The 26330-nt window shown below is 56.3% G+C and carries 27 protein-coding genes; 14 read left to right on the top strand and 13 right to left on the bottom strand.

All coding sequences use genetic code 11. The features are described from left to right. Nucleotides 1-482 precede the first annotated feature (482 nt). Nucleotides 483-1550 (bottom strand): linear amide C-N hydrolase, encoded by a 1068-nt coding sequence (locus AC2FJE_RS12580; RefSeq protein ID WP_496754437.1) that lies wholly within the window; start codon nt 1548-1550, stop codon nt 483-485. A 420-nt stretch (nt 1551-1970) separates the two neighbouring features. On the opposite strand from AC2FJE_RS12580, the gene AC2FJE_RS12585 reads away from it, so the two are divergent. Then, entirely contained in the window at nt 1971-3227 is a 1257-nt protein-coding gene (locus tag AC2FJE_RS12585; RefSeq protein WP_496754439.1) for a DEAD/DEAH box helicase, read from the top strand. Nucleotides 3228-3266: 39 nt separating this feature from the next. On the opposite strand, the gene mltG is transcribed toward AC2FJE_RS12585, so the two are convergent. The 7 genes from mltG to fabD form a co-directional block, all read right to left on the bottom strand. Further along, complete coding sequence (gene mltG, locus AC2FJE_RS12590; protein ID WP_496760998.1) at nt 3267-4427, bottom strand: endolytic transglycosylase MltG; 1161 nt, start codon at nt 4425-4427, stop codon at nt 3267-3269. Continuing rightward, a complete protein-coding gene (gene fabF / locus AC2FJE_RS12595; protein WP_109311409.1) occupies nt 4428-5693 on the bottom strand; it encodes a beta-ketoacyl-ACP synthase II in 1266 nt (421 codons plus the stop codon). A 192-nt stretch (nt 5694-5885) separates the two neighbouring features. After that, nucleotides 5886-6629, bottom strand: coding sequence for a 1-(5-phosphoribosyl)-5-[(5-phosphoribosylamino)methylideneamino]imidazole-4-carboxamide isomerase (locus tag AC2FJE_RS12600; protein WP_496760999.1), 744 nt, complete (start codon nt 6627-6629; stop codon nt 5886-5888). A gap of 123 nt (nt 6630-6752) precedes the next feature. Then, entirely contained in the window at nt 6753-7292 is a 540-nt protein-coding gene (locus AC2FJE_RS12605) for a GNAT family N-acetyltransferase (protein WP_282120449.1), read from the bottom strand. 139 nt (nt 7293-7431) lie between these two features. Next, nucleotides 7432-7665: an acyl carrier protein gene (locus AC2FJE_RS12610; RefSeq protein WP_005982462.1), complete on the bottom strand. Its 234-nt coding sequence runs from the start codon at nt 7663-7665 to the stop codon at nt 7432-7434. A 209-nt stretch (nt 7666-7874) separates the two neighbouring features. Continuing rightward, the gene (fabG, locus tag AC2FJE_RS12615) at nt 7875-8612 is read right to left on the bottom strand and encodes a 3-oxoacyl-[acyl-carrier-protein] reductase (protein ID WP_058274008.1); all 738 of its coding nucleotides are present in this window, start codon (nt 8610-8612) and stop codon (nt 7875-7877) included. A 42-nt stretch (nt 8613-8654) separates the two neighbouring features. Next, nucleotides 8655-9593, bottom strand: coding sequence for an ACP S-malonyltransferase (fabD, locus tag AC2FJE_RS12620; RefSeq protein WP_496761000.1), 939 nt, complete (start codon nt 9591-9593; stop codon nt 8655-8657). Nucleotides 9594-9754: 161 nt separating this feature from the next. Between fabD and AC2FJE_RS12625 the strand changes: the two genes are divergently transcribed. Beyond that, a complete protein-coding gene (locus AC2FJE_RS12625; RefSeq protein ID WP_496754445.1) occupies nt 9755-10981 on the top strand; it encodes a cytochrome b/b6 domain-containing protein in 1227 nt (408 codons plus the stop codon). Between the two features lie 59 nt (nt 10982-11040). On the opposite strand, the gene AC2FJE_RS12630 is transcribed toward AC2FJE_RS12625, so the two are convergent. Then, the gene (locus tag AC2FJE_RS12630) at nt 11041-11613 is read right to left on the bottom strand and encodes a YceI family protein (protein ID WP_108860343.1); all 573 of its coding nucleotides are present in this window, start codon (nt 11611-11613) and stop codon (nt 11041-11043) included. 128 nt (nt 11614-11741) lie between these two features. Beyond that, nucleotides 11742-12260, bottom strand: a complete 519-nt coding sequence (locus AC2FJE_RS12635) for a hypothetical protein (RefSeq protein ID WP_108860342.1) — start codon at nt 12258-12260, stop codon at nt 11742-11744. A gap of 284 nt (nt 12261-12544) precedes the next feature. Here AC2FJE_RS12635 and rpsF point away from each other — a divergent pair, with 284 nt between their 5' ends. From rpsF to AC2FJE_RS12670, 7 genes are all read left to right on the top strand, one after another. Beyond that, complete coding sequence (gene rpsF, locus AC2FJE_RS12640; protein WP_082637099.1) at nt 12545-12898, top strand: 30S ribosomal protein S6; 354 nt, start codon at nt 12545-12547, stop codon at nt 12896-12898. Between the two features lie 27 nt (nt 12899-12925). After that, nucleotides 12926-13153: a 30S ribosomal protein S18 gene (gene rpsR / locus AC2FJE_RS12645; protein ID WP_005982441.1), complete on the top strand. Its 228-nt coding sequence runs from the start codon at nt 12926-12928 to the stop codon at nt 13151-13153. Between the two features lie 12 nt (nt 13154-13165). Continuing rightward, nucleotides 13166-13786: a 50S ribosomal protein L9 gene (rplI, locus tag AC2FJE_RS12650; RefSeq protein WP_058277502.1), complete on the top strand. Its 621-nt coding sequence runs from the start codon at nt 13166-13168 to the stop codon at nt 13784-13786. 240 nt (nt 13787-14026) lie between these two features. Continuing rightward, nucleotides 14027-14383 (top strand): hypothetical protein, encoded by a 357-nt coding sequence (locus AC2FJE_RS12655; protein ID WP_282169338.1) that lies wholly within the window; start codon nt 14027-14029, stop codon nt 14381-14383. A gap of 154 nt (nt 14384-14537) precedes the next feature. Continuing rightward, nucleotides 14538-15026 (top strand): lytic transglycosylase domain-containing protein, encoded by a 489-nt coding sequence (locus AC2FJE_RS12660; protein WP_282120445.1) that lies wholly within the window; start codon nt 14538-14540, stop codon nt 15024-15026. A gap of 214 nt (nt 15027-15240) precedes the next feature. Beyond that, nucleotides 15241-15942 (top strand): LuxR family transcriptional regulator, encoded by a 702-nt coding sequence (locus AC2FJE_RS12665; protein WP_058274014.1) that lies wholly within the window; start codon nt 15241-15243, stop codon nt 15940-15942. 97 nt (nt 15943-16039) lie between these two features. Further along, nucleotides 16040-16891: an acyl-homoserine-lactone synthase gene (locus AC2FJE_RS12670; protein WP_282169337.1), complete on the top strand. Its 852-nt coding sequence runs from the start codon at nt 16040-16042 to the stop codon at nt 16889-16891. A 95-nt stretch (nt 16892-16986) separates the two neighbouring features. Here the strand turns inward: AC2FJE_RS12670 and tig are convergent, their stop codons facing one another. The 3 genes from tig to AC2FJE_RS12685 form a co-directional block, all read right to left on the bottom strand. Further along, a complete protein-coding gene (gene tig / locus AC2FJE_RS12675) occupies nt 16987-18318 on the bottom strand; it encodes a trigger factor (RefSeq protein WP_496754778.1) in 1332 nt (443 codons plus the stop codon). A gap of 184 nt (nt 18319-18502) precedes the next feature. Then, nucleotides 18503-19627, bottom strand: coding sequence for a porin (locus AC2FJE_RS12680; RefSeq protein ID WP_496754450.1), 1125 nt, complete (start codon nt 19625-19627; stop codon nt 18503-18505). Between the two features lie 301 nt (nt 19628-19928). Then, nucleotides 19929-21665, bottom strand: a complete 1737-nt coding sequence (locus AC2FJE_RS12685) for an NAD(P)H-hydrate dehydratase (protein ID WP_496754452.1) — start codon at nt 21663-21665, stop codon at nt 19929-19931. A 169-nt stretch (nt 21666-21834) separates the two neighbouring features. Between AC2FJE_RS12685 and AC2FJE_RS12690 the strand changes: the two genes are divergently transcribed. The 5 genes from AC2FJE_RS12690 (at nt 21835) to AC2FJE_RS12710 (ending at nt 26318) form a co-directional block, all read left to right on the top strand. Beyond that, on the top strand, nt 21835-22173 hold the full coding sequence (locus AC2FJE_RS12690) for a P-II family nitrogen regulator (protein WP_058274017.1): 339 nt from the start codon (nt 21835-21837) through the stop codon (nt 22171-22173). Between the two features lie 28 nt (nt 22174-22201). Further along, the gene (gene glnA, locus AC2FJE_RS12695; RefSeq protein WP_058277498.1) at nt 22202-23608 is read left to right on the top strand and encodes a type I glutamate--ammonia ligase; all 1407 of its coding nucleotides are present in this window, start codon (nt 22202-22204) and stop codon (nt 23606-23608) included. A 99-nt stretch (nt 23609-23707) separates the two neighbouring features. Next, on the top strand, nt 23708-24352 hold the full coding sequence (locus AC2FJE_RS12700) for an MSMEG_1061 family FMN-dependent PPOX-type flavoprotein (RefSeq protein WP_496761001.1): 645 nt from the start codon (nt 23708-23710) through the stop codon (nt 24350-24352). Between the two features lie 66 nt (nt 24353-24418). Continuing rightward, nucleotides 24419-25207 (top strand): lytic murein transglycosylase, encoded by a 789-nt coding sequence (locus tag AC2FJE_RS12705; RefSeq protein WP_496696832.1) that lies wholly within the window; start codon nt 24419-24421, stop codon nt 25205-25207. Nucleotides 25208-25406: 199 nt separating this feature from the next. Continuing rightward, nucleotides 25407-26318 carry a hypothetical protein gene (locus AC2FJE_RS12710; RefSeq protein ID WP_282169331.1) on the top strand — a complete coding sequence of 304 codons (912 nt, stop codon included), beginning with the start codon at nt 25407-25409 and terminating at the stop codon, nt 26316-26318. The last annotated feature ends 12 nt before the right edge of the window (nt 26319-26330 follow it).

Consider the following 26330-nt stretch of genomic DNA (forward strand, 5'->3'; position numbering starts at 1 on the left):
TCCGGCTTGTCTGTGATGTTGTTCGACAAAGCTTGTCTCCACTTTCTGACAACTTCGGATCAGCCCCTCTAACTGCCCGAGTTGCTTGGCTGAACCAGCAAGATCTGCATCCTCCCCGGCACCGATCTGTTTGCGCAGTTCTTCCGCTGCTTGGCGCAGATCGCGAATGGATCTCTCAAGCGACTGCAACAAATCAGCCGTCTGGGACATCCGCTCTTCCGGGGTAATCAAAGTCATGTGTGCCTGTGACCTCATGCGTGAGTGATCTCCGCACGAGAGAAACGAAAAACGGCCACCGGGTCGCCCCGGGGCCGTCGCCCACCTCTTCTAGCATGACACAACTTATACGCGAGAAAGTCCGCAAAGTCAATGCTTTGCGCAACAACGGCGCAACGGGTAACGTGCGCTGATAGTTAAGAGACCTTTACTGATAGGGCCATGTGGCAGACGGGCGTCAGTGGTTGAGCTCCGTGATTACAACGTTACGTATCGCCGAGAAAAAGAAATGGCTCGGAAGGTTCAAAGCTGGCCGAAACCTCGCCCGCAAGGATGGGCTTTTCGCCAAGTTCCAGTTTCAGGGTAGAAGCCCCATCGGAGAGATCAAGATTTTCGATATCCACCCAAAACAATGTTGGGCTGAACACGCTCTCATAGTAGTAACGACCCAGTTCATGATCAGCGACCGTACGCCAAGTTGTTGATGCGATGTTTGGGCGCTCCGGGTCCGTCACACCAAATGGTACGGAAATTGATCGCACGAGAGAGAACACCGCTGCCGTCGCATCGTTTTTGTCTTCGAACGAGGGAACGGCATTCAGATTCCAACTCAACCGCGCAAACCGGTCGGAAGACCGATGGGTTCCGGGCAAAAATGAAAGACCATTAACTTCACCCCAATAAGTGGTGATTGCGAGTTGTTCGTCAAAAGTAGGAGAGTTCGTCATGACAGTAAATTCGCGGCCGTGGTGGATAACCAACTCGCCATCGAGATACTCGAATATTGCACTGTCACCAGACGCATCGGATAGCGCAATATGCCCCCCTGCCTCATGTCCGCTAGGCAACATCGGCGCTACAATCACGAATGGCTCTTGCTCCATAGCTGCAACGGCTTCTTCAACTGTTGCAAAGTTATCCAGAAAATACTGCAACCACCCTCCGACAGAAATGAGAGGTTTGTCTCCGGCATTTTCCGTCCCGTAATCCGCTTCGGCAAGATAGAGAGCGTTGCCGACCAGCCCGCCATCATTCATGCCGTCAACAGTTGCTCCGTCATAGATCGTTGCCACGACAGAGCCGTATTTGGACGTCCATTTGACCGAATTCTCTCCGGCACCACCATCACGGTCCATGCCCCGCGGGAAGGCCCAAATGTCTGTTGAAGTATCTTCGAACCAGTCAAGCGTCCTCCCCGTGAGGTAGGATCCGTCTGCCGTTTCATAGACGATCCGAGAGCATGCGATTGCTGAAGACGCGGCTAGAACCACGGTCAAAGTAGAAGCTACAAGTATTTTCACGCACATTTCTGGATTCCTTTTTTGGTAATACACAAAAAGTCATCTCCCCTAAGGATCGGATATTTACCGATGTTATGAAAGCCAAGAAGCACTTCGGGATTTTCAAAGCCCAGCCGGACAAGGTTCTTCTATTTGAACAATCCGTTCCCTGACGGCCGCGGCAGGTACATGTTCCCACTTCGCAGTTCATGCCTTGACAATTGTTAGCAAAACTAGCATGTGCCACCTTAAGACAGCGCTGACGCGTGAGCATTGACGGTCGTAGCAGACCCCACAGCGCATCACTACTTCTCCTAGTTCCCATTCACGCAGGGTTCTTGACGCGACGCCAGATGGCGCAGGGTTCGCCTGCACGTCCCGAGGTTTAGCGGAAACCCTGCCGGTCACGCGTTGCGTGGCCACACACGTCTTGTCCGCGCGGCTATCGCCTTGCGGATTACAAAGGATAGTTATTTGTTCGACTTCGACATGCTGGGTCTTGCACCAGCCCTCAACGATGCACTGAAACGTGCCAATTTCTCACAACCAACCCCTATTCAGAACCAGGCCATCCCGCTGGCGCTGAACGGTCACGACATCCTGGGCCTGGCGCAGACCGGCACTGGTAAGACGCTGGCCTTCGGCCTGCCGCTGATCGACCACTTGCTGGCGCAGCCCGGCAAACCCGCGCCCAAAACCGCCAAAGCGCTGATCCTTGCCCCCACCCGCGAGCTGGTCAACCAGATCGCGGATAGCCTGCGCAACCTGACCGACAAGACCAAGCTGCGCGTGGCCACCGTGGTCGGTGGTCAGTCAATCGGCAGACAGATTTCGTTCCTGTCGCGCGGCACCGACATTCTGGTCGCCACGCCCGGGCGTTTGATCGACCTGATGGAACGCGGTGCTGTTGACCTCGGCTCGGTGCGACATCTTGTACTGGATGAAGCCGACCAGATGCTGGACATGGGCTTTATCCACGCCCTGCGCAAAATCGCACCCAAGCTGGGCACGCCGCGTCAAACCATGCTGTTTTCGGCCACGATGCCGAAGCAGATGGAGGAACTCAGCCAATCCTATCTGACGAACCCGCAGCGGGTGCAGGTCTCGCCTCCAGGTAAAGCGGCTGACAAGATCACGCAGTCTGTGCATTTCGTCGACAGGGCCGGCAAACCGCGGAAGCTGCGCGAAATTCTGTCCGCTGACATGGAAGCTCTGACCTTGGTATTTTCCCGTACCAAACACGGTGCCGAGAAACTGATGAAAGGCCTTGTGGCCGATGGTTTCAATGCGGCCTCGATTCACGGTAACAAAAGCCAGGGACAGCGCGACCGCGCGATCAAGGCGTTCCGGGCCGGAGAGATCAACGTATTGGTCGCGACCGACGTGGCCGCGCGTGGCATCGACATTCCCGGTGTTGCCTATGTGATCAACTATGACCTACCCGAAGTGCCCGACAACTATGTCCACCGCATTGGTCGCACAGCCCGTGCTGGTCGCGAAGGTGAAGCTATCGCCTTCTGCTCACCGGACGAGGTGGATCAGCTGCGCCAGATTCAGAAGCTGATGAAGATCGAAATTCCGGTCGCCAGCGGCACCATGCCAGAATTTTCCGAGCCTAAGAAAACCCGCAATCGCGGAGGGTTCCGGGGGCGTAAACCGCAGGGGGCAAATTCGACATCGAAGCCCACGTCCTCGAAGCGTCGTCGTCCACGCGGACGTCCCGCCGCATAACAAAAAAAAAAGGCCGCGTTTTTCGACGCGGCCTTTTTCTTAGTTGCTCGAGCTGTTTCTTTCAGCCTCAATCTCACGCCACTTGGCGACGTTCCGATTGTGTTCCTGCAAGGTTTCCGCAAACGCGTGCCCCCCGGTGCCATCCGCAACAAAGAAGACAAAGTTGGTCTCTTCCGGTGCGACAGCAGCCTCAAGGCTGGCCAACCCTGGGTTGGCAATGGGTGTCGGCGGCAAACCGTCTATCACATAAGTATTCCAAGGTGTTGCACGGCGCAGTTCACTGCGACGCAGCCCGCGCCCCAGCGTGCCTTGACCCTTGGTGACGCCATAGATGACCGTCGGGTCTGTCTGCAGCTTCATGCCCTGCTCAAGCCGGTTCACAAAGACGCTTGCAACCTGCCCGCGTTCATTGGGAACACCGGTTTCCTTTTCGATGATCGACGCGAGGATCAGCATTTCCTCTGGGCTGCTGATGGGAAGGTCGCCTTTGCGGCTCTCCCACACTGCTTTGATGCGCAATTGTTGCTTGTCTTGCATCGCCTGCAGAACAGTCGTCCGTTCATCGCCCGGTGCCAAGTCATAGCTGTCAGGCGCCAACATCCCTTCGGCCGGGATCTCGGCAATCTCACCTGTCAGCGGTTCAATCGCCTGCAAGCCTTGCGCCACCTGCCAAGAGGTCACGCCTTCGGCAACAGACACACGGTACCGGGTGTCGGCTTCTTCACGCTTTTGACCATATTCGGCAGGGATTTCTTCGTCGGTCACATCAAACGAAGCGATTTCGACAAACTCCAGCGTTGCCGGGTCCAACTCGCGAACCCGGGTCTGGATGCGCGTGACACCGATACGGTATTCAATCTCAGACCCGCAGGTGCTGGCACCACTGCTGGTGATCTCATCGATGATCTGCTCCATCGACGCACCTTCGCGCACCAGAAAGCTACCGGCTTTCAGCTGCTGCGATTTATCTGTGTAGTCCGCAGCCATGCGAAAGATCATGGCGCTGCTGATGGCTCCGTCATCTTCAAGCTCTTGGCTGACACGGGTCATATTCGACCCGCTTCTGACTTGCAGGCACATGGCGGATTCCAGCGGACCCTCGGCCTTGTATTGCGACTGCCCCCACACAACCAGCCCGCCCATCAGGAACAAGCCTACAATCAGCAGAGTCAGCGCGTTCGAAGCAAGAGCCCGCAACATTTAGCTGACCTTTCCGAAGATCACGCTGGCATTGGTGCCGCCAAAGCCGAACGAATTCGACAGCGCCACGTTGATCTCACGCTCACGCTTGGCGTTGGGTGCCAGATCAATCGGAGTTTCAACGGCGGGGTTATCCAAATTGATCGTCGGCGGGGCCACTTGATCCCGGATCGCCAGGATCGAAAAGATCGCCTCAATCGCGCCAGCCGCACCCAAAAGGTGACCGGTGGCCGATTTGGTCGAGGTCATGGTGGCCTTGCTGGCGTGATCACCTAACAGGCGCTCTACCGCGCCCAGTTCGATCGTATCCGCCATGGTCGATGTGCCGTGCGCGTTGATATAGTCCAGATCCGAAGGCTCCAAACCGGCGCTGCGTAATGCGGCCTTCATGGAACGCTCAGCGCCATCACCATCCTCGGACGGTGCAGTTATGTGATAAGCGTCGCCGGACATGCCGTAACCTAGCACTTCGGCATAGATCTTCGCACCGCGCGCCTTGGCGTGCTCGTATTCTTCCAGAACCACAATGCCTGCGCCCTCGCCCATGACAAAGCCGTCACGGTCCACATCATATGGTCGGCTGGCTTTCTTCGGATCATCGGCATATTTGGTCGACAGCGCCTTGCACGCATTAAAGCCAGCGATACCGATCTCGCAGATACAGCCTTCGCCGCCGCCAGCAACCATGACATCTGCGTCACCCGCACGAATGATGCGGCTGGCATCACCGATTGCATGCGCACCTGTCGAACAAGCCGTCACGACCGAGTGGTTGGGGCCCTTGAACCCGTGGCGGATCGAAACCTGACCGGACGCCAGATTAATCAGTGCGCCTGGGATAAAGAACGGCGATACACGGCGCGGACCTTTGTCGCGGATCAGGTTCGCTGTTTCAGCGATAGAGCCCAAACCGCCGATACCCGATCCGATCAGGACACCTGTTCGCAGGCGGTCCTCTTCATCCTCGGGCAGCCAGTTTGCATCCTGACAAGCCATGTCAGCGGCAGCGATCGAATACAGGATAAAGTCTTCGATCTTGCGTTGCTCTTTTGGCGGCAACCAATCGTTGGGATTGAATGTCCCATCAGTTCCATCGCCGCGCGGAACTTCGCAGGCATAGGTCGTGGTGACACCGCTTGCTTCGGCATCAAATTTCGTGATCGGGCCCGCGCCGGATTCCCCATCCAGCAGCCGTGACCAAGATTTCTCGACCCCGCTGGCCAAAGGAGTGACCAATCCCAGACCGGTTACAACGACTCTGCGCATGAAATGCCTCTTGCCTGCTTCCTATTTGAGAACCGCTCATACCCCGGCCCGGGGTCCGGGGGCAAGAGCAACGGCACATTCCCACCCGGCACCATTTCGCCGGACGGTCCGTCTGTGCGGCTTGTACCAAAACAAATTGCCCCGGCCCTTTCACGGAATTGAAAGGCCGGGGCAATGACGTGCAAGACAGGATTACTGGAATTCAGCGACCGGCTCGTGGGCTTGCTCGGCCACGTTAAGCGCGTCTGCCAAGTCAATCGTTTTGCGGAACAAAGCCCGCCCAATCAATGCGCCCGAGATGTTGTGCACATAGGCCAGACGCGAGATGTCATCTGATGTCCGAACGACACCGCTGGCAATAACCGGCGTGCGTGACAGCTGTGCAAGACCCGAGATCAGACCCAGCTGCGCATCGACGTCTTCGATGTCGCTGTCGATATCGGTCACCAGAATCGCCGCAAAGGGCGTGCCCTCGAACGCTTGAATAAACGCTTCGGGCGTAAACGCACTCTGACTGCGCCAGCCTTCAGTCATGACCTGACCTTGCCAGACATCCACAGCCAGAACGATCTGGTCCGGATAAAGCTTGGCCAGTTCCTTGACCAGATTCGGATCCCAGGCGGCAAGCGTACCAATCACCACCCGTCCCGCGCCTTTGTCGATCCAGTATTCGACCTGTTCCCGCGTCCGCATACCGCCGGCCAGTTGCACAGACATCTCGGACGTGCGGATAATTTCCTCGACCAATTCGGCGTTGGTATCGCGGCCTTCGATCGCATCGAAATCCGTCAGGTGCATCCACATGGCACCGGCTGCAGACCAGCTGCGTGCCGTGTCCGCCGGATTCACATGCCAGATCATCGCGTCGTCCAGACGGCCTTTGTCCAGTGTGACACACCGGCCGTTCTGCAATTCCATCGTGGGGTAAATCCTCATGAGCATTCTCCTCCGCTCAATCGCTCTGCAATTCCAGAGTACCATACACGCGGAAGATCGGTCCGTTATTACCAGGATCGGCAAACTACGGCCGGTTTGCGGCATTCGCGAAGTCTCAAATTGTCAGTGGCGCGGCGGCGGTCCGTTGCGGCGCATAAGCGTGACGTCGCTGCCGTTGAACGCGCATTCGCGCATCGGGGTATAGCCCAGCTTGCCCGCCAGATTGCGCGAGGCCAAGTTCGCCGAATTCACCATCGCGACCAACGGACCGGGCATGATCCGGTCAAACCAATCATGTGCGGCTTGTGCCGCCTCCAGCCCCAATCCCTGTCCCTGCGCCTCGGGGACCAGAATCCATCCGGCCTCGGGAAAACTGTCGAAATCCTCGCCAATCGAACGGTTACCGTAAAAGAACCCCGCCTGACCGACCATCTGGCGATTCGACTGCTGGACCACGGCCCATTGCCCAAAACCGGCCATTTGCCAGTGCCCGGCATTTCGAAGGAATGAATCCCACGCCTCTCCGCGCGACCGCGGCTTGCCGCCGATATGTCGCACGATGCACGGGTTGCGCCAAATCTCGGCGAACCGGTTGAAATCTTCTGGCCGCATGGCGCACAGCGTCAAACGGGCCGTATTGATCATAGGGGTGGATCGTATCATGCCCTGCCCGCTTTGAATTATGTGCCTCGGGCAAAAGGTTGCGAACGAATACGGCACCTTGCAAGGCAGAATTGAACAAGGCACGAAAAAACGGCGCCTCCGTTGCCCGGAAGCGCCGCTTTTTAGTTATTTCGAAGCTTTAGGAAGCTTCCGAGATGAATTTGACGGCGTCGCCAAATGTCTGGATGGTCTCGGCTGCGTCATCGGGGATTTCGATGCCGAACTCTTCTTCGAAGGCCATAACCAACTCAACAGTGTCCAGGCTGTCTGCGCCCAGATCGTCGATGAAGGACGCGTTTTCGGTCACTTTGTCTTCTTCAACACCCAGGTGCTCAACAACGATCTTTTTAACGCGATCTGCGACGTCGCTCATGTCTATTCCTCATTCCGTTTTCAGGGCCTAGTGCCCGGTTCTGCCCTTGCCCGCTCAGGCTGGCTTTGATTTGCCCGGTGCGGGCGGTTGGGTCCCGGATGACCGGGAAAGTAGAAGGCCGACCATTTGGTCGACCCCAGCATTTATGCGCCGCCTATAGCATAGACAACGCGCGAGGCAAACGCTTTCGCACCTGCCCCTGTCCGCGCTCACAACATGGCCATACCGCCGTTAACATGCAAGGTGGTTCCGGTAACATATCCAGCTTCGGGGCTGGCAAGATACAGAACAGCCGCCGCAATTTCCGACGCATCGCCCATACGACCGGCGGGAACCTGCCCCAAAATGCCCGATTTCTGATCGTCGGTCAGCTTGTCGGTCATGGCTGTGGTGATAAAGCCCGGCGCAACCGCGTTTGCCGTGATACCGCGGCTGGCAACCTCATAGGCCAGGGATTTGGTCATGCCGACCATACCGGCCTTGGACGCTGCATAGTTTGCCTGACCGGGGTTCCCGGTGGCACCGACGACGGACGAGATGTTGATGATCCGTCCCCAGCGCGCCTTCATCATACCCCGCAGCACGCCTTTGCACAGCTTGGCGGTCGAGGTCATGTTCACGTCGATCACGCTCTGCCATTCGTCATCCGACATACGCATGAACAGGTTGTCCCGAGTAATCCCAGCGTTGTTGACCAAGATATCAACCGACCCCATCGCCTCGGCAGCTTGCTTCGGCAGCGCGGAAACAGCTTCGCCGTCGCTCAGGTTACATGGCAAGACATGCGCCCGCTCACCCAGTTCGGCGGCCAATGCCTCGAGCGGTTCCACGCGCGTGCCGGACAATGCAACCGTGGCCCCCGCACCGTGTAGGACGCGCGCAATCTCGCCGCCAATCCCACCGGACGCACCGGTGATCAACGCATTCTTACCTGTCAAATCAAACATTCGATCTTCCCTTTGCAGCGCAACTTGCGTCGCACGTTGTTCTTATGATTCGCTCTTAACCATATTCTGCACGTCATCCGGCGTGCCTACAGCCTTGCCAGCAATCGCGCGGTCGATCTTGCGGATCATACCCGAAAGCGCTTTGCCTGCACCGATTTCCCAAGTTTCGGTGACGCCCTGCGCCGCCATATACAGCACGCTTTCACGCCAGCGCACAGAACCGGTTATCTGCTCGACCAGCAACTGACGGATCAGGTCCGGGTCGCTGACAGCCTCGGCGCGCACGTTCGCAATTAGCGGAACTGCCGGGGCCTTGATTTCAACTGCAGCCAGCGCCTCAGCCATCACATCTGCAGCGGGTTGCATCAACGCACAATGGAACGGGGCACTCACAGGCAACATCACAGCGCGCTTGGCACCTTTTTCCTTGGCAATCTCGGCAGCACGTTCCACGGCTGCCTTTGCGCCTGAAACAACGACCTGAGTAGGATCGTTGTCGTTCGCGGCCTGACAGACCTCGCCTTGTGCGGCCTCTTCTGCGACTGCGCGCACCGCCTCAAGGTCCAGCCCCAGAATGGCGGCCATTGCGCCTTCACCAACCGGAACGGCGCTTTGCATCGCCTGACCACGTGTCCGCAACAAACGCGCCGTATCCGCAATCGACAGCGCACCAGCTGCCGCAAGCGCTGAGTATTCCCCCAGCGAATGCCCAGCTACAAATGCAGCGTCCGTGACCGCAACACCTTCGGCCTCCAACGCGCGCATCGCGGCCATCGAGGTTGCCATCAGCGCCGGCTGTGCGTTCTGCGTCAGCGTCAGGTCGGCAATATCACCTTCCCAGATCAGGTTGCTCAGCTTTTCACCAAGCGCTTCATCGACCTCGTCGAAAACTGCCCTTGCAGCCGGATAGGCCTCGGCCAGTGCTTTGCCCATACCGATGGTTTGGGCGCCCTGCCCCGGAAAAACGAACGCGCGTGTCATTGCAACCTCTTGGATGACGTTAGGTTGCGATGGGGTGTAAACCGAGTGAACGAGCGGCACAAGCTCTGCATCCTGACACGCATTCTGTGCGTCAGAGGCTATTGTGTCGGCCTCCGCTGCATTTAGGGTGGTCGCAGCAAACAGATCGGAGTCGTGAACCAATGCCCATTGCCAACACCACCCAAAGCTACGGGGGCGTTTCAAAAACCTTCCACTGGCTGACGGCCTTGCTCATTCTGACGGCGCTTCCGATTGGATGGTTTGCGAACGAACTGGCCCACGCAATTGAAGACCCGGCCATTCCAACGACACCGGAAGACCTGCAACAGGCGGCCCAGTTGTTCTCGCTGCACAAAACTATCGGTGTCACGGTCTTTTTCGTGGCGCTTGCCCGTATCTTGTGGGCGATCAGCCAACCCAAGCCTGGGTTGCTCAATGCTGAAAACAAGCCCGAGGCATTTGCTGCGGAAACCGTCCACTGGCTGTTGTATGGCTCGCTGGTTCTGGTTCCTCTGACAGGCTGGATTCACCATGCGGCCACCGAAGGGTTTGCACCGATCCTCTGGCCGTTCGGGCAGAACCTGCCGTTTGTGCCCAAATCCCCCGCATTGGCCGAAGCAAGCGGCGGGTTACACTTCGTCCTGATGCTTGTGCTGGTGGGTGCGCTGGTTTTGCATATCGTTGGCGCGCTCAAGCACCATGTAATCGACAAAGACAGCACATTGCGCCGCATGCTGCCCGGACAGGTGGAATTGCCGGAACCACCAACACAATGGCACTCACCTGCCCCCGTCGTAGCAGCAGTCGTGATCTGGGCTGTTGCTCTTAGCATCGGGTGGTTCGACGGAGCCTACTCGGCACATCCGACCGGTGATAATGCATCTGCCGAACTGGAGGCCGTCCAATCCGACTGGCAGGTGCAGGAAGGCACTTTGGCAATCACGATCACCCAGTTGGGCAGCCCCGTCAGCGGCGCGTTTTCCGACTGGACCGCCGCAATCACATTCGACGAACCAACAGAACCGGGACCGGCCGGGGCTGTTGATGTGACAATTGCCATAGGCTCATTGACCATCGGCACCGTGACACAACAGGCCCTTGGTGCGGACTTTTTTGACAGCGCTCAATTCCCGACCGCGAATTTCACTGCAGATCTGTTCAAAACCGATCTGGCCTATGAGGCACGCGGCACTTTGACCATTCGCGATAAAACCATGGACGTCGTCCTGCCGTTCGAACTGGACTTGCAGGACGGCACCGCCAAGATGCAGGGAGAGTTGGATCTGAACCGAATGGACTACGACGTCGGTACGACACAACCAACCGAGGACTCGCTGGCCTTTGCCGTCAAAGTCGCCCTTGAACTGACAGCCACCCAAGCCGAATAAAGAAAAAACCGCCGAGACCTGAAGGGTCCCGGCGGTTTCTTTCTGCATATAAGGCGGGCTTACTCGGCCTTTTGCGCCTCTACTGAAATACGAATCTCAACCTCGTCGCTAACAAACGGTGCGAACTGGCCCAGATCGAACTCGCTGCGGACCAGTGTGGTGGTGGCATCAAATCCGGCCCAGGGCTTGCCCGCCATCGGATGCTCGCCAACCTGGTTCAGCTTCGCGTCCAGAACAACCGACTTGGTCACGCCGTTCATGGTCAGATCGCCGGTGATGTTCGCGGTGTTTTCACCGGTGACTTCGATACCGGTCGAGGTGAACGAAATCAGGTCACCCTCGGCGACGCCAAAGAAGTCTTCGGTCATGAAGTGATCTTCGCGCGGCTTCCAACCGGTGATCATTTCGACCACTGGCATCGACACGCTCACGCTGGAATCGGCCGGGTTTTCCTGATCGAACATGATCTCGCCTTCAAAGCCCGAGAACATGCCAGTCGTGGTGGAAAAACCAAGGTGGTTATAGTTGAAGACAACCTGGCTGTGGCTGGGGTCCAAAACGTATTTCTCGGCGCTTGCAAACGCCGAGGTCGCCGATACGGCCAGTGCAGCAGCAAGAAGGGTGGATTTCATGACTATCTCCAAAAATGTTGTGAGTGCAAACCAGTTGGAATGCTCAACAACAAAAATGTGCCGCCCTTGGGCGGCACACAAGACTTATTCTCTAACAATTTCTGTTCCTAAATGAACAGAAGTGAAAATCAGGCGAAGATCGTTACACTTCCGCTCAATTGGCCCTTCAGCGCTCGGCCAACATCCGCCGATTGTAGCGGCAACTTCATCAGCAGGCTGCCGTCCACATCATAGAGTTCGACCTGATCATCATCGAACCGTGCACCACCCAAGGTGTCATAGCTGCGGCGCAGTACTGTCTGAGGACGCCCGTTTTCATTCTTTTGCAGCACGCGTACTTCGCGGCGGATCGGATCAAAATAGGCATCGGGGCGCGCATCAAGCACCTGAATGGTCAGCAGGCTGACGCCGATCAGTAAGAATGTCAGCGACGCAGCCAGTTTGATCGGCCAAACTTCGGTTGCCATCACCGCGCCAGACATCAGCCACATGGAAAACGCGACAACGATCAACAACGCCCCCGCGATGCGTGCCAGAACGGTGCGTGCCCTCCAGTTCGGCGCAAATGCGATAAGAACTGGAACCGATTGATCATAAGTCGTGCTGGTCGCAGACTTCTCGAAGGTATTCGTGTTCATCGCGGTCATTTCTCTGTACCCTAGTTCACGTTGCCGTCTTTGGTTCGGTCTGTCCGGTTAGTTCCCGGTATGCAAAACAACTTTGAGCCGAAAAGCGTCAGGAATTGGGCAGCGCAAAGGAAATAGCGCGACTTCACCAAGGCGTGTGTGACGGCCCTTGCCCCCCGACGCGAATGGTGTATATGGGGCCATCCTTCGCAAGAGTTATGAATCGCGCAGCCTCTCGTGGCAGGGTCGCGAAGGACGAACCGGCCCCGCCTTTGAAATGCGCCTTGATAGAAACAGGAGTGCACATGCCACTGTATGAGCATGTAATGATCGCGCGTCAGGACCTGTCCAACGCGCAGGCAGAAAGCCTCGTCGAACATTTCGGCACCGTTCTGGCTGACAACGGCGGCAACGTCGTCGAAAGCGAGTACTGGGGCGTCAAGACGATGGCCTACAAGATCAACAAGAACCGCAAGGGTCACTATTCCTTCCTGAAGACCGACGCCCCAGCTGGCGCCGTTCAGGAAATGGAGCGCCTGATGCGCCTGCATGACGACGTTATGCGCGTTCTGACCATCAAGGTCGACGAGCACAACGAGGGCCCTTCGGTCCAGATGCAGAAGCGCGACGAGCGCGAAGGCCGCCGCGAGCGCCGCTGATCAACGCCTGACGAAAGGACATATACCATGGCCGCAAAACCATTTTTCCGCCGCCGCAAGGTCTGCCCGTTCTCGGGCGACAACGCGCCGAAGATCGATTACAAAGACACCCGTCTGCTGCAGCGCTACATCTCTGAGCGTGGCAAGATCGTTCCCTCGCGCATCACCGCCGTTTCGGCGAAAAAGCAGCGTGAACTGGCCCGTGCTATCAAGCGCGCCCGCTTCCTCGCCCTGCTGCCCTACGCTGTGAAGTAAGGAGAGACTGATATGCAAGTTATCCTGCTGGAACGCGTTGCGAAACTGGGTCAGATGGGCGACGTCGTTGACGTCAAGCCTGGCTACGCCCGCAACTTTCTGCTGCCCCAAGGCAAAGCGCTGAGCGCTTCGAACGCCAACATTGCGTCGTTCGAATCCCAAAAAGCGCAGCTTGAGGCGCGCAACCTGGAAACCAAGAAAGAAGCTGAATCTCTGGCTGAAAAGCTGGACGGTCAGCAGTTCATCGTGATCCGCTCGGCATCGGATGCTGGTGCTCTGTACGGTTCGGTCACCCCGCGTGACGCCGCAGATGCCGCAACCGAAGCTGGTTTCACCGTCGACAAAAAGCAGATTGCTCTGATCGCTCCGATCAAAGAGCTTGGCCTGCACTCGCTGGCGGTCAAGCTGCACCCCGAGGTCGAAGTCAAGATCCAAATGAACGTTGCCCGTTCGCAAGAAGAAGCCGAACTGCAGGCTTCGGGCAAGTCGATCCAGGAACTGGCTGCCGAAGAAGAGGCCGCCGCAGAATTCGAAATCGCCGAACTGTTCGACGATATCGGTTCCGCAGCTTCCGACGATGACGATTTGGTTGCCGAAGAGGCCCCGGCTGAGGAAGACGAAGCCAAAGCCTGATCCGGCTGCCTTTGAAAGATTGATTGGCCGCGCCGAAGGGCGCGGCCTTTTTTTGTGTTCGAACCCCAGACCGTGACAAAGAGTGACGTCAGGCACGACCAGGAATTTGGATTGAAATTATGCTATCCTACGGTCACGCGGCCCCTGCCGCCCCAGCCGCATTTTTTTTGAAGTTCATTTTATTAGCAATTTGCGTGATCGCACATCTGGGCGGATCGCGATCCGACAGGAGAAACCACTATGGCATCCTTGTGCAACTACATCGTCGTGAATGATGGCTCTTTTTCTTTAAACCCCGGTGAAAGCCAGACCTTCAGCGACCCGATCCCTTCCAACCTGATCATCGGAACCAACCGCGCGAAGCCTATCCTTGCCTTCAAAGCCTGGGCAACGCCGTCCGGAGGGGCTTTTCAGATCGAAATTAACGACACCTTCGTTTATAGCCCGTCCATATCGGGCGGCGACATTCGGGGATTATGGGAGGCCTTTCCCGGAACCGTCCTGAACCCGGGGATCAACAACACCGTTCAGTTTCGCGCGACAGAGAACAAGATCTGGTTTGCCGATATCATTATGTGGTTCCAGGTCGAAATTTAACGACGCGCCTTTCCGACCCGATAATTACGGAACACTCTGGTACCAAGTTATGACGCAACGAGACCCGGCATAAATCAGCGCGCGGACTGTGTGTCTGCTTGCGGTTGCATTCGACGGGACTATCATGCGGCCAAACCCCATCCGGAGACTACACATGCCCCACTACACGCGCCGCGCTTTACTTGTTGCATTACTCGGCGCACCTGCCCTGGCTGCCTGCGGCGGCCTGGATGGCAAGCAGAGCTCTCGCAATGCCCCTTTTGATCCTCCGCTATACCCCAATGAAACCCCTGAATTGCGTGCATCAATCAACAAGTGGGCTGACCATTATGAACTGCCGCGCGAGCTGTTGCACAAGCTCGCCATAAGGGAAAGCACGCACCGCCCATGGGCCGTCAACAGGCCATATTACGGGTTGCTGCAGATCCTGCCCGCGACAGCGCGATCCATGGGGTACAAAGGCAACGCTCAGGGTTTGTTGGATGCAGACACCAATCTGGAGTTTGCCGGAAAATACCTGCGTGGGGCGTGGCTCTTGTCAGACGGCGACCAGAAGCGGGCTATCTTCCTTTATGCCAAAGGTTACTATCCCGAGGCGAAGGCCGCCGGGATGCTGGTTGAAACTGGCCTAAGGTCAGAGTGACGTCGGGTAAGGATATAGCTTGTCATTAGCGTAAAGGTTGCAATAATGACTTATGTAATCACTAAGGTATTCTGTTGCCATAACCACGCATTATGCCTAAGCGATATGCATAATTAGCTTGCGTCAGGCACCACAGTTGACGCAACGTATTCGGTGAAATGGACAGATTTGGCATGTCTTTGGGGAAAGATTTGCCGCCGCAAGGGTTGGACAGGTGAAACTTATAGACTTGGCCGCGATCGACCACGAGGAAAAGTCGGCAGCCGACATAATTAATGCTGTCTGCGATGAATTGGGTTTCGATTACGCGTCTTATGCCACTTTTAACCCTGTAAAGGGTGACGTTCAGGGGTATGCCAACTACCCGGACGAATGGAAGATTCACTATGGCAGCCAAGGCTTCCACCATTTCGATCCGACCTTGTATCAATCTGCGCTCAGCATCGCTCCGGTAGACTGGGGCAGATTTAATCACGACGAAAAGTTCCATTCGGTTTTTCGGGACGCGCATGATTTTGGCATTACTTCCCGTGGCTTAACCGTTCCGGTACGTGGCCCATACGGGGAATGTGGCCTGCTGAATGTGACCCGAAATTGCTCGGATTCCGAGTGGGCAAAGCTGAAGAAACATGTGATGGGGGACCTGCAGATGGCCGCAGTTACAGCGCATGATACCGTGATGCAGTCTGGCCTGCTGGCCAAAGCACTGTATTTACCAGCCCTTTCGACGCGAGAGAAAGAGATCCTGCAGTGGGTTGCGGACGGAAAATCACAGCAGGACATCGGTGATATCCTGTCGATTTCCCACCGAACCGTCGAAGTTCATATGCGATCCGGGCGTGAAAAAATGGGCGCGTTGACAACACCGCAAGCCATTGGAAGAGCTATTGGATTGGGCCTAATTGCCCCAGGATAATCAAAAAAGATCAAAAAATACGGGAAACCCCCAATAGTCTTAGCTCAAATCTTAGTTAACGTCATCCTTACGGTAACCAGACTGTAGGGGGATGGAAATGATCATCGTAATTGATGGTATCAACCAGAATAAGTTTAAGCATGTCTTGGACGAGATGTACAAACTGCGCGCGCGCGTTTTTGGCGACCGCCTTGGTTGGGATGTAAATATCGTTGATGGGCGCGAACGCGACCATTTTGACGACCTTCATCCAGCACATGTAGTTAGCATCGACGACGAGGGGGACGTTGTTGGGTGCATGAGACTACTGCAAACGACCGGGCCGCACATGCTGTCCGACGTTTTTCATTCAATCCTAGACGGCGAACCGCCGATCCGCAGCGCGCAGGTCTGGGAAGCAACCCGGTTTTGCGTCGACACCAAAAAGCTTGGGCGAGGACGTGGGGAAAACTCGGTATCCTATGTCACCAGCGAGATCATGATTGGCTCGTTCGAATATGCCAAGATGGCCGGCGTATTGGACTCGATTGCCGTGATTGACCCTGTGATGAACCGCGTCCTGCAACGATCCGGCAACGCGCCTTACGACTATCTTGGAACTGCCAAGCCAATGGGCAAGGTTGTGGCCATGGCCGCTCTTATGGACTGTTCGGATGAACGGATCGCCGGAATTCGGGATTACGCCGACATTGAACACGATGTCTTCCTGACCGAAGAACAGGCGCTGGAGTTGTTTGAGGGCGCAAAGGCCAAGCCAAGTGCCGCAAACTACGACCACCAGCCGCTGACTCAGTTGGAAAAGTACTTTGTCGAACAGATGAGTTCGGCAACATCGAAAACCGAAGTCGAGTCTGTACTGAAGCTGATCGAGGCGCTTTCAGACCGCTTTACGCCAGAGCAGAAGACCGCTCTGTTAAGAACCCCCCGTGCTTTTGCTCATGAGGCCTGACCCCCTCACCTCATAGGTTAAAGCCACCCAAGCGGAGCCGTCATTTTTCAGACGGCTCCGTATTTTTTATGCCCATGGGGATGGTTGAACGAGGATTACTCCTCGTCCAGTGCCTCAACGGCTTTCTGAAGATCGTCTTTGCTGACTTCTTTGTCCGCGACCTGAGCCAGTTCAAAGACGTAGTCGATGACTTTGTCTTCGAAGATCGGCGCGCGCAGCTGTTGCTGCATCTGAGTGTTCTGCTGCACGAACTCAAAGAACTGACGTTCCTGACCCGGGTACTGACGTGCCTGGTTCATGATCGCCTGGGTCATCTCAGAGTCGGTGACCTCAACCTCGGCCTTCTGGCCCAGTTCAGCCAACAGCAGGCCCAGACGCACGCGGCGTTCGGCCAGCTTGTTGTGCTCGTCTGTGGGCTCGATCTCAGCGTGGTCGTGACCTTCCACTTCCGGGTTTTCCTCGTGCCACAACTGATGTGCGATCTGCTTGGCTTCGGCTTCAACCAGCGACGGCGGCAGGTCGAAGGATACCTTCTCGTCCAGCGCGTCCAGCAGGCCACGCTTCATGACCGCGCGCGATGCACCGGAGTATTCCGCTTCCAAACGCTCGGCGATTTGACCTTTCAGCGCGGCCAGATCTTCTGCGCCAAACTTGGTTGCCAGCTCATCGTTTACTTCCGCAGCAACGGGTTCCTTCACCTCTTTGATGGTGCAAGTGAATACGGCGTCTTTGCCGGCCAGATGCTCTGCGCCGTATTCCTCGGGGAAGGAAACGTTGACGTCTTTGACTTCTTCGGCCTTCACTCCAACCAGCTGCTCTTCAAAGCCGGGGATGAAGCTGTTGGAACCCAGAACCAGCGGATAGTCTTCAGCCGAACCGCCTTCGAACTCTTCGCCGTCAACCTTGCCAACAAAGTCGATCACAACCTGATCGCCGTCCTTGGCTTTAGAACCCTTGCGGCGCGCTTTGAAGTCCTGCGCGGTTTCGGCCAGGCTGTTCAGCGCTTCTTCGATGGCTGCATCGTCCGCTTTGACAACCAGCTTTTCCAGCTCGACCGATTTCAGGTCAACTTCGGGGATCGCAGGCAGTGCCTCATAGGACATTGCGACCTCGACGTCGTCGCCTTCTTTCCAGTCTTCGTTGGTCATTTTGACCTCGGGCTGAAGCGCAGGGCGCTCGCCGCTGTCTTCAAAATGCTGGTTCATCGCACCATCGATGCTTTCCTGCATCGCTTCGCCTAACAGGCGCTGACCGAACTGCTTTTTCAGCAATGCCATCGGCACTTTGCCTTTGCGGAAACCCTTCATTTCGACTTCCGGCTGCGCTTCGACCAGTTTCTCGTTAACTTTGTCGTCCAGCTCGGCTGCGGATACGATGATATTGTAGCCGCGTTTCAGACCTTCGTTCAGCGTCTCGGTAACCTGCATTATGGTAGTCCCCATAGGATTCGGGGCGCGCAAAACGGCGCGCCGGGCAAATTTGACGCCTTCTATTTGCCCAGCCGCTTACGTGCAAGAGGCAATGGCCAGATCAGCCTTGTTTTGCCGCCGATTTGAACAAAAAAAACGCCCCAGCCAGACCGGGGCGCCGTTAGTTTATGGGGAAACGTCGTCAGAACTTCCAGAGCGCACCCAGTACCCAGGCTTCGTTCTTGTCAAAGTCGACCGTGTCGTCGAAATCGTGGTTGCGGTATTTCAGGTAGGCGTCTGTGTTGATCGCATCGATCCGCTGAACAACGGCAATACCCCAGGACTTGGTGCTGGACCCCTGATTTTCGAAATCGGAACCGTCGAAATAGTCGATACCAACGCCGGTTTTACCCCAGGACACCCAGTCCCCTTCATAAGCAAGTTTAGTGTACCAGTAATCCGGGTCGCTGGCGCCGGTAGAGGTATCGTCCCGCGTGCCGAGGGCCGCAGTAAAACTGAACCCGCTGGGCAACAGAACCGACGCGGACCCGATGGTATCCTTGCGCTCGCCGGGTTGGCCGTCGAAATCCCTTACTGCATAGGCAAGGCTCGCTGCGAACTCGACACCGTTGGTGAAGGTGTTTCGGTACTTGACTGCGAGATCGTAATAATCGTCGTCGTCGCTGCTGGACAAGATGTTCTGACCATAAGCAATCGCCGCTGAGAAGCCGTTGAAATCGGGCGTGTCATACCGGACCCTGCCCCGACGCGCGCCATCAAAGTTGCTAGCCGAGTCGCCAACGGTGATGCCACTCAAGACACCGTCTGCTCCCCGGTAGAAAAACGCGCCGTTTTCATCGTTCGTAAAAGAATACAAAGCCGTCCCGACGTAGGACAAATCAGTCTCGGCGGCCCCGTCCGAGGCCATACTACCCTGACCGGCAGAGAACTTGCCGTATCCACCTTTGAGCGAGAAATCGACGTGACGGATATCTTCACGGCTCCAACCGTTGGTGTTGGTACCATCTTGGTTGGCTGTCCCGGTACTTGGCAGACCCAGACCGGTTTCGAACCGGAACATGAACTCATTGCTGCCATAAGGTTGCATGACGCGCAAACCCACGCGGCTGTTGGACAGGTCATTGTCCAGCAACCGGGTCTCGGTCTCCTGACCGTCATCGACCGATACGATCACCGGATCGAGCTGACCGTACAGCACCACATAACCGCCGCTGTTATTTTCGTACTTTAGTTCAGCAACGGCAGGGATCGCCGTGGTCATCGCCAGAACAGCGGCAACCGAGGGAAGTTTCAAATTCACTGTCATTTTATTCACCTTGAACGTTTCGTTTGTGGGAACCGCCAAAAGAAAAACCGATGTGACGGACCACTCCGCAAGGAACCGAGTTAGTCGCGTTTAGGATTTCTGCCTTACGGCTCAAATCGGCAGAAAGTAAATTTTAATCATATCAAAGATTTGGCTACCAAGGCTTCGTAGGCAGGAAAATCTGGGTACAAGTCTGCCACTCTGTCTGATGTCTTTCAAAAGGAATGACATGCACTGATGCGTATACGTGCGGCTATTTCTTGCCGAACGCTGAAAAAAGCGGCTAATTTCCGCCCATGCGTCATTTAGCCAAACTCTGAAAAACCGCAGGTAATTGCTCGGGTAAGTCCTCGGCAATCAACCCGGGGCCGAAATGGCGCGCACATTCCACATGCAGCCAGGCCGCCGTTTCCGCAGCCTGCATCGGAGCGAACCCACGCGCCAACAACCCGGTGATAAACCCGGCGAGCACATCGCCAGAGCCAGCCGTCGCCAACCACGGTGCCGAACGCTCATAATGGGCCGAATTGATCGCGCAGCGCCCATCCGGCGCGGCAATCACCGTGTCCGACCCCTTGAACAGAACGACGCACCCTGCCCGCTTGGCCGCCTCACGCGTTGCGTCGACCTTGGAATAGGCCGGGCCTTTGGTTGGAACCGCCTTGAGCTTTTCAGATATGTCAGGGAACAGCCGTGCGAACTCTCCACCATGCGGTGTGAGAACGCAATTATCGTGCAATTGGTCAAACAGAGCCGCAGGGTCGTCTGCAAACGCGGTCAAAGCGTCGGCATCCAAAACCGTCGCCCGATTTGCCGCCAGAGCAACCGACACCAGATCCCGCGCACGCTCCAATCCCAGACCAGGTCCAAGACAAAGCGCATTCAACCGCTCATCGCTGAGAACATCGGACAAACCGTCGCCACCCTCAACCCGTTGCAACATGATGGCCGTAACCTGTGCCGCAACCTCTGTCTGCGCCGCCGGCGGAACCCCCAATGTCACCAACCCGGCCCCAATCCGCAAAGCACCGCGCGCTGCCAATCGCGCCGCGCCGGTCCTGCCCGAACCGCCTGATAAGATGAAGGCGTGGCCATGGGAATACTTGTGTTGCCATTTGAATTTGGGCATTCGATAGAGCGGCAAACCACCCCATGTTCGCTCGTCCTTCACGCGGCCAGGTGCCTCGGCAAGGGTTAGAAAAGCAGGTCGGCTCGCCCTGCGAAAAGGCTTGGGGCCTAATGTGAACGCACTGTCGTATGGTTCACCGTTAAAGCGGCAACGCTGCGTGGAAATACCGATGTCTTTAACAACGAGCTTGCCACACAAATCCGGCCCTTGCGCCAGAAAATGCCCGGGCTTTGGGCTATCGAAACACACGGTCAACCAAGCAAAACGGTCATGCAAAGCGCGCGCGCCGCCCGCAGTAGCAACCTTGTTTCGCATCTCTGCGGGCAAACCGTCCAGAAACTCGCGAGGCCATAGGTTCAATGGCTCTTGATGCAACACCCGCCCGCTGTCCAAACACAAGCCGGATGGGGCATCTATGCTGACCAGGCGGTCGGTGTAATCGTCCCCATTCATACCAGAAAGATGCCGAACGACCTTGAACAGTTCACCGTCCAAGCCGCGTTTCAGTCCCGTCCCAAACAGAGCGTCAACGTAAAGATCGGCAAAACCACCCTTGCGCATGTCCTTTTCAGTCAGCGGTACAACATCCCCCAACTCCTGCCACCGGTCATAGTTCACTTGCGCATCTGCTGGCAGCTTGTCGGCGTCCCCATACAGAAAAACCTCGACTTCCCAGCCCCACTCTTTCAACAGGCGCGCAACGACGAACCCATCACCACCATTATTGCCGGGACCGCACAAAACCACGGCAGCGCCAGACGTTTTTGCCAACTCCGGCCAATTCTCGAAAATCGCCTCAACAACGCCGCGACCGGCGCGCTCCATCAGTTCCAGACCGGTCACCTGACCGGACTCAATCGCCGCTGTTTCAATTGCTCGCATCTGTGCCGCTGTCAGCAATTCCGTCATCTCAAATCCTCTGGCGATTCAGTTTCGCTTACTTTTTGTGCAAGTTGATCAAAAATTGACCCGACGCCCATTTTCTCAGCGCCCGGCTCGGGCCGGTATCGCAATCACATTGCCGCCCGAATTTAGACGTGGTCAGTGCCAAACTGACAAGAGTTAACAGGAGCCCGGAATGAAGAAGATCGAAGCGATCATCAAGCCGTTCAAACTCGATGAGGTTAAAGAGGCGCTGCAGGATGTCGGCGTCCAGGGTCTCAGCGTGATCGAGGTTAAGGGCTTTGGCCGTCAAAAGGGCCACACCGAACTGTATCGCGGCGCGGAATACGTCGTCGATTTCCTGCCCAAGGTGAAGGTCGAGGTTGTGCTGGACGACGATCAGGTCGACGCAGCCATCGACGCTATCGTTGCGGCAGCCAAAACTGACAAAATCGGCGACGGCAAGATCTTTGTCTCGCCTGTTGAACAAGCCATTCGCATTCGGACCGGTGAGACCGGCCCGGAAGCACTGTAACAAACTCAAAGCAGAGGAATATTAAGTTATGAGCAAGGACGCAGTTCTTCAGCTGATCAAAGACGAGGACGCCGAGTACGTCGACGTTCGCTTCACTGATCCCCGCGGCAAGCTTCAGCACGTCACGCTGATGGCAGACCAGGTTGACGAGGACTTCCTGGAAGAAGGCTTCATGTTCGACGGTTCGTCCATCGCGGGCTGGAAGTCGATCGAAGCATCCGACATGAAACTGATGGTCGACACCAACAGCGCATATGTCGATCCGTTCTACGCGGAAAAAACAATCTGTGTGCACTGCTCGGTTGTTGAGCCCGACACCGGCGAAGCCTATGAGCGTGACCCGCGCGGCACCGCTCAGAAAGCCGAAGCCTATCTGAAAGCATCGGGTATCGGTGATGTAGCCTATATGGGCCCTGAAGCGGAATTCTTCTTGTTCGACGACGTCCGTTTCTCCAACAGCATCAATAAGGTATCTTATGAAGTTGATGCGACCGACGCGTCGTGGAACACTGACACCGAATACGAGATGGGCAACATGGGCCATCGTCCGGGCGTCAAGGGCGGCTACTTCCCGGTGAACCCGATCGACGAAGCGCAGGACCTGCGTTCGGAAATGCTGTCGACTATGAAGCGTCTGGGCATGAAGGTCGACAAGCACCACCACGAAGTGGCGTCGTGCCAGCACGAGTTGGGTCTGATCTTTGACAGCCTGACCAAACAGGCCGACGAGTTGCAGAAGTACAAGTACATCATCCACAATGTTGCGCACGCCTACGGTAAATCGGCCACGTTCATGCCGAAACCGATCGCAGGTGACAACGGCACCGGCATGCACGTGAACATGTCGATCTGGAAAGACGGCAAGCCACTGTTCGCAGGCGACAAATACGCCGATCTGTCGGATGAGGCACTGTACTTCATCGGCGGCATCCTGAAGCACGCCAAAACGCTGAACGCCTTCACCAACCCGGCGACCAACAGCTACAAGCGTCTGATCCCGGGCTTTGAGGCCCCCGTTCTGCGCGCCTATTCGGCCCGTAACCGTTCGGGTTGCGTCCGTATTCCGTGGACTGAAAGCCCGAAAGCCAAGCGCGTCGAGGCTCGTTTCCCCGATCCAGCGGCGAACCCCTACCTGGCATTTGCCGCTCTGCTGATGGCCGGTCTGGACGGCATCAAGAACAAGATCGATCCGGGCGAAGCCATGGACAAGAACCTGTACGATCTGCCTGCCGAAGAACTGGCCGATATCCCGACCGTCTGCGGCAGCTTGCGCGAAGCTCTGGAAGCTCTGGCATCGGATCACGACTTCCTGCTGCAGGGCGACGTGTTCACCAAGGACCAGATCGACGGCTACATCGCACTGAAGATGGAAGAAGTCGAAACCTACGAGCACACCCCGCACCCGGTTGAATACGGCATGTACTACAGCTGCTGATCCGATTTGCTGTTTAAAATTCAAGGGCGTCCACTCGGGCGCCCTTGTTTCGTTTGGTACGATCTCTCACACTCGACCCACCCGGTTAGGAGAGATCGCATGTCATCAGACGCCCCCTTTTCTCAATTCACAGACTTCGTGACTTCGAGCGATGAACTGGAGCGCATAACCGGAGCGCCCCTGCCCCAGATCATCGCCAAAGAGCTGTCCGGGCTGGACCAGATGTGCCGCGACTTTATTGCTAAATCCACATTCTGCCTGATCGCATCAGCCAATCCAGGTGGTCATCTGGACATCTCGCCCCGAGGTGATCCAGAAGGGTTCGTAAATGTGTTATCCGACACACTGATCGCAATCCCTGATCGACCCGGCAACAAGCGCGTGGATACGTTCCACAATATTTTGCTGGACCCACGTGTCAGCCTGATATTCTTCGTGCCGGGCAAGATGGAAACTCTGCGCCTTCGTGGCACTGCCCGTTTATGCAAAGACCGCGACTTGCTGGATAGCATGGCAATAAACAACCGCTCGCCGAAACTGGCCTTGGTCATTCACGTCGAAACAGTGTTCGCACACTGCCCCAAATGTGTGATCCGCGCGAACCTGTGGCGACCGGAGGAATGGCCGGATTCCTCGGACCTACCCAATATGAACGCGATGATGGTCAAACACGCCAAAATCGACAAAACACCAGATGAGTGGTTTGAAAGTCTGAAAGGTACCGAAGAGCTGGACCTGTACTAACGTCTTTTCGGACAGAGAAATGCAGCGTACTCTTTTCCTGACAATGCAATTTTCCGGGTTTCCCTGATGCTTCGCTTCGCTCTCTTGTTCGCCCTATCCCTTCCCGCCCTTGCTTCCGCGGCACCTTGCGGCAACACCAGCAGCGGCTTTGAGACATGGAAGAAGGACTTTGCCAAACAGGCGAAACGTGCGGGCGTCAAAAAGAAAGGATTGCAGGCACTGGCCCAATCCCAATACGCCACGCGAACCATTGCGGCGGACCGCAATCAAAAGAGCTTTAAATACTCGTTAGACAAGTTCATGCGCGTCCGAGGGGCAGACACCATCGTGGCGCAAGGGCGCAAACGCAAAGCGCGCAACCCACAATTCTATGCGGCACTCGAACGTCAATACGGCGTACCGGCCGGGGTGCTGATCGCCATTCACGGCATGGAAACCGGGTTCGGAAACTTCATGGGGGACAGTCAGGTTGTTTCCGCAATCACAACACTGGCCTATGACTGCCGCAGGTCCGATTTTTTCATTCCTCACGCGATCGGGGCGCTGAAGCTGGTCGATCAAGGCAGCATTACGACAGCGACAAAAGGGGCAAAACATGGCGAACTTGGGCACACCCAGTTCCTACCGGGCAATGCCATGCAATACGGGGTTGATGCTACCGGCGACGGTCAGGTCGACTTTTACAATATGACCGATGCATTGGCCTCAACTGCCAATTTTCTGCGTAAGAAGGGCTGGAAACCCGGTCGGGGCTATCAACAGGGTCAGCCAAACTTTGCAGTCATTCAACAGTGGAATGCCGCCTCGGTTTACCAACAATCCATTGCAATAATGGCTGCCCGAATCGACAGTTGAAGCTGGCTTGGGATTCCGGCAGTTACACCCGATTTCGGCCACATTGTCGCCACAGACGTCAAAAGGCCCCTAAAATGCCTAGGTTTCCATAGCGTAATCAATCTGCCCGATTTCTCATTTTTTTCCATTTTTGCCCAAATCTGCCCCAGATCACTTGCTAGATTGTTTCCAAACACAGGATGCGACAAAGGACAGCGCAGTGACTCCGAAGCACAGCTATCACGGTGGTCTGCAATTCGACGGTAAGACCGAAGACGCGATCGAGCGGTTCAGCGACATCGTTGCCAAGACCCTTGCGGACTATGGTCACCTGGTCGAGCGCAAGTCTCTGCAGAACAGCACCGAAGCCAGCATTGTGTCTAGTCAGTATCTGGTGCGCCTGACGCTGGATACTAAGGTCGCCGAAACCGAAGACCGGTTCGAGCGCCTCAACCGCGCCGCCGGTCTGAAGACAATCCAGAGGCCCATCGTAACCCTGCCGAATAACCGGCTGACGATCACTGTGACCCCGGTTTCCCCCCTATTGGATGACAGCGAAGTTTCCGAGTTGATGCTGGTCGTGATCCTTTACAGAATGGTTGACGTCTGCGCGACCCAGCGGGTCGAATGGCTGTCGCCCAACACCGTTCTGACCATCGAACAATTCATGAGCGCATTTGACACGCTGGCCCCAAGCAGGCCGCGTGACAGAAAACAGATTTTCGAGGCAGTGACAGGCCCGTTTGCCGGACTGAATGTTACTGACGCAGAAGACCTGGATGAGCCAGAAAAAAAGGCGCTGACCCCAGTAGCCCGGCCAATCCAGCTGTCAGATGAGCAGTTGCTCAGCATCGCTTTTCGGACAGAACCTATCGAGCAGCCTACCGATCGGGACGACACGCCCCCCCTCGTCCACGAGCAACCCAGCGATATCCTCCGACTGACCAGTTGGGGATTGACGGGTGCCGTGGCAAGCGTGTCCGTCCCGATTGCGGCCTCTTTGGCCGCTGTGAACCTGATAAGGGGCGAAGACTTCCGCCTGAACACTCAGGTGCTGGTGTATTCGATCGCGATCTCCGCTCTCAGCACAAGCGGGGCACTTGCGGGCGCTGCCAGCGCGCTGGGCATGTAGCCTGGTATGAAA

It is taken from the genome of Ruegeria sp. CDSC002 (assembly GCF_059610905.1).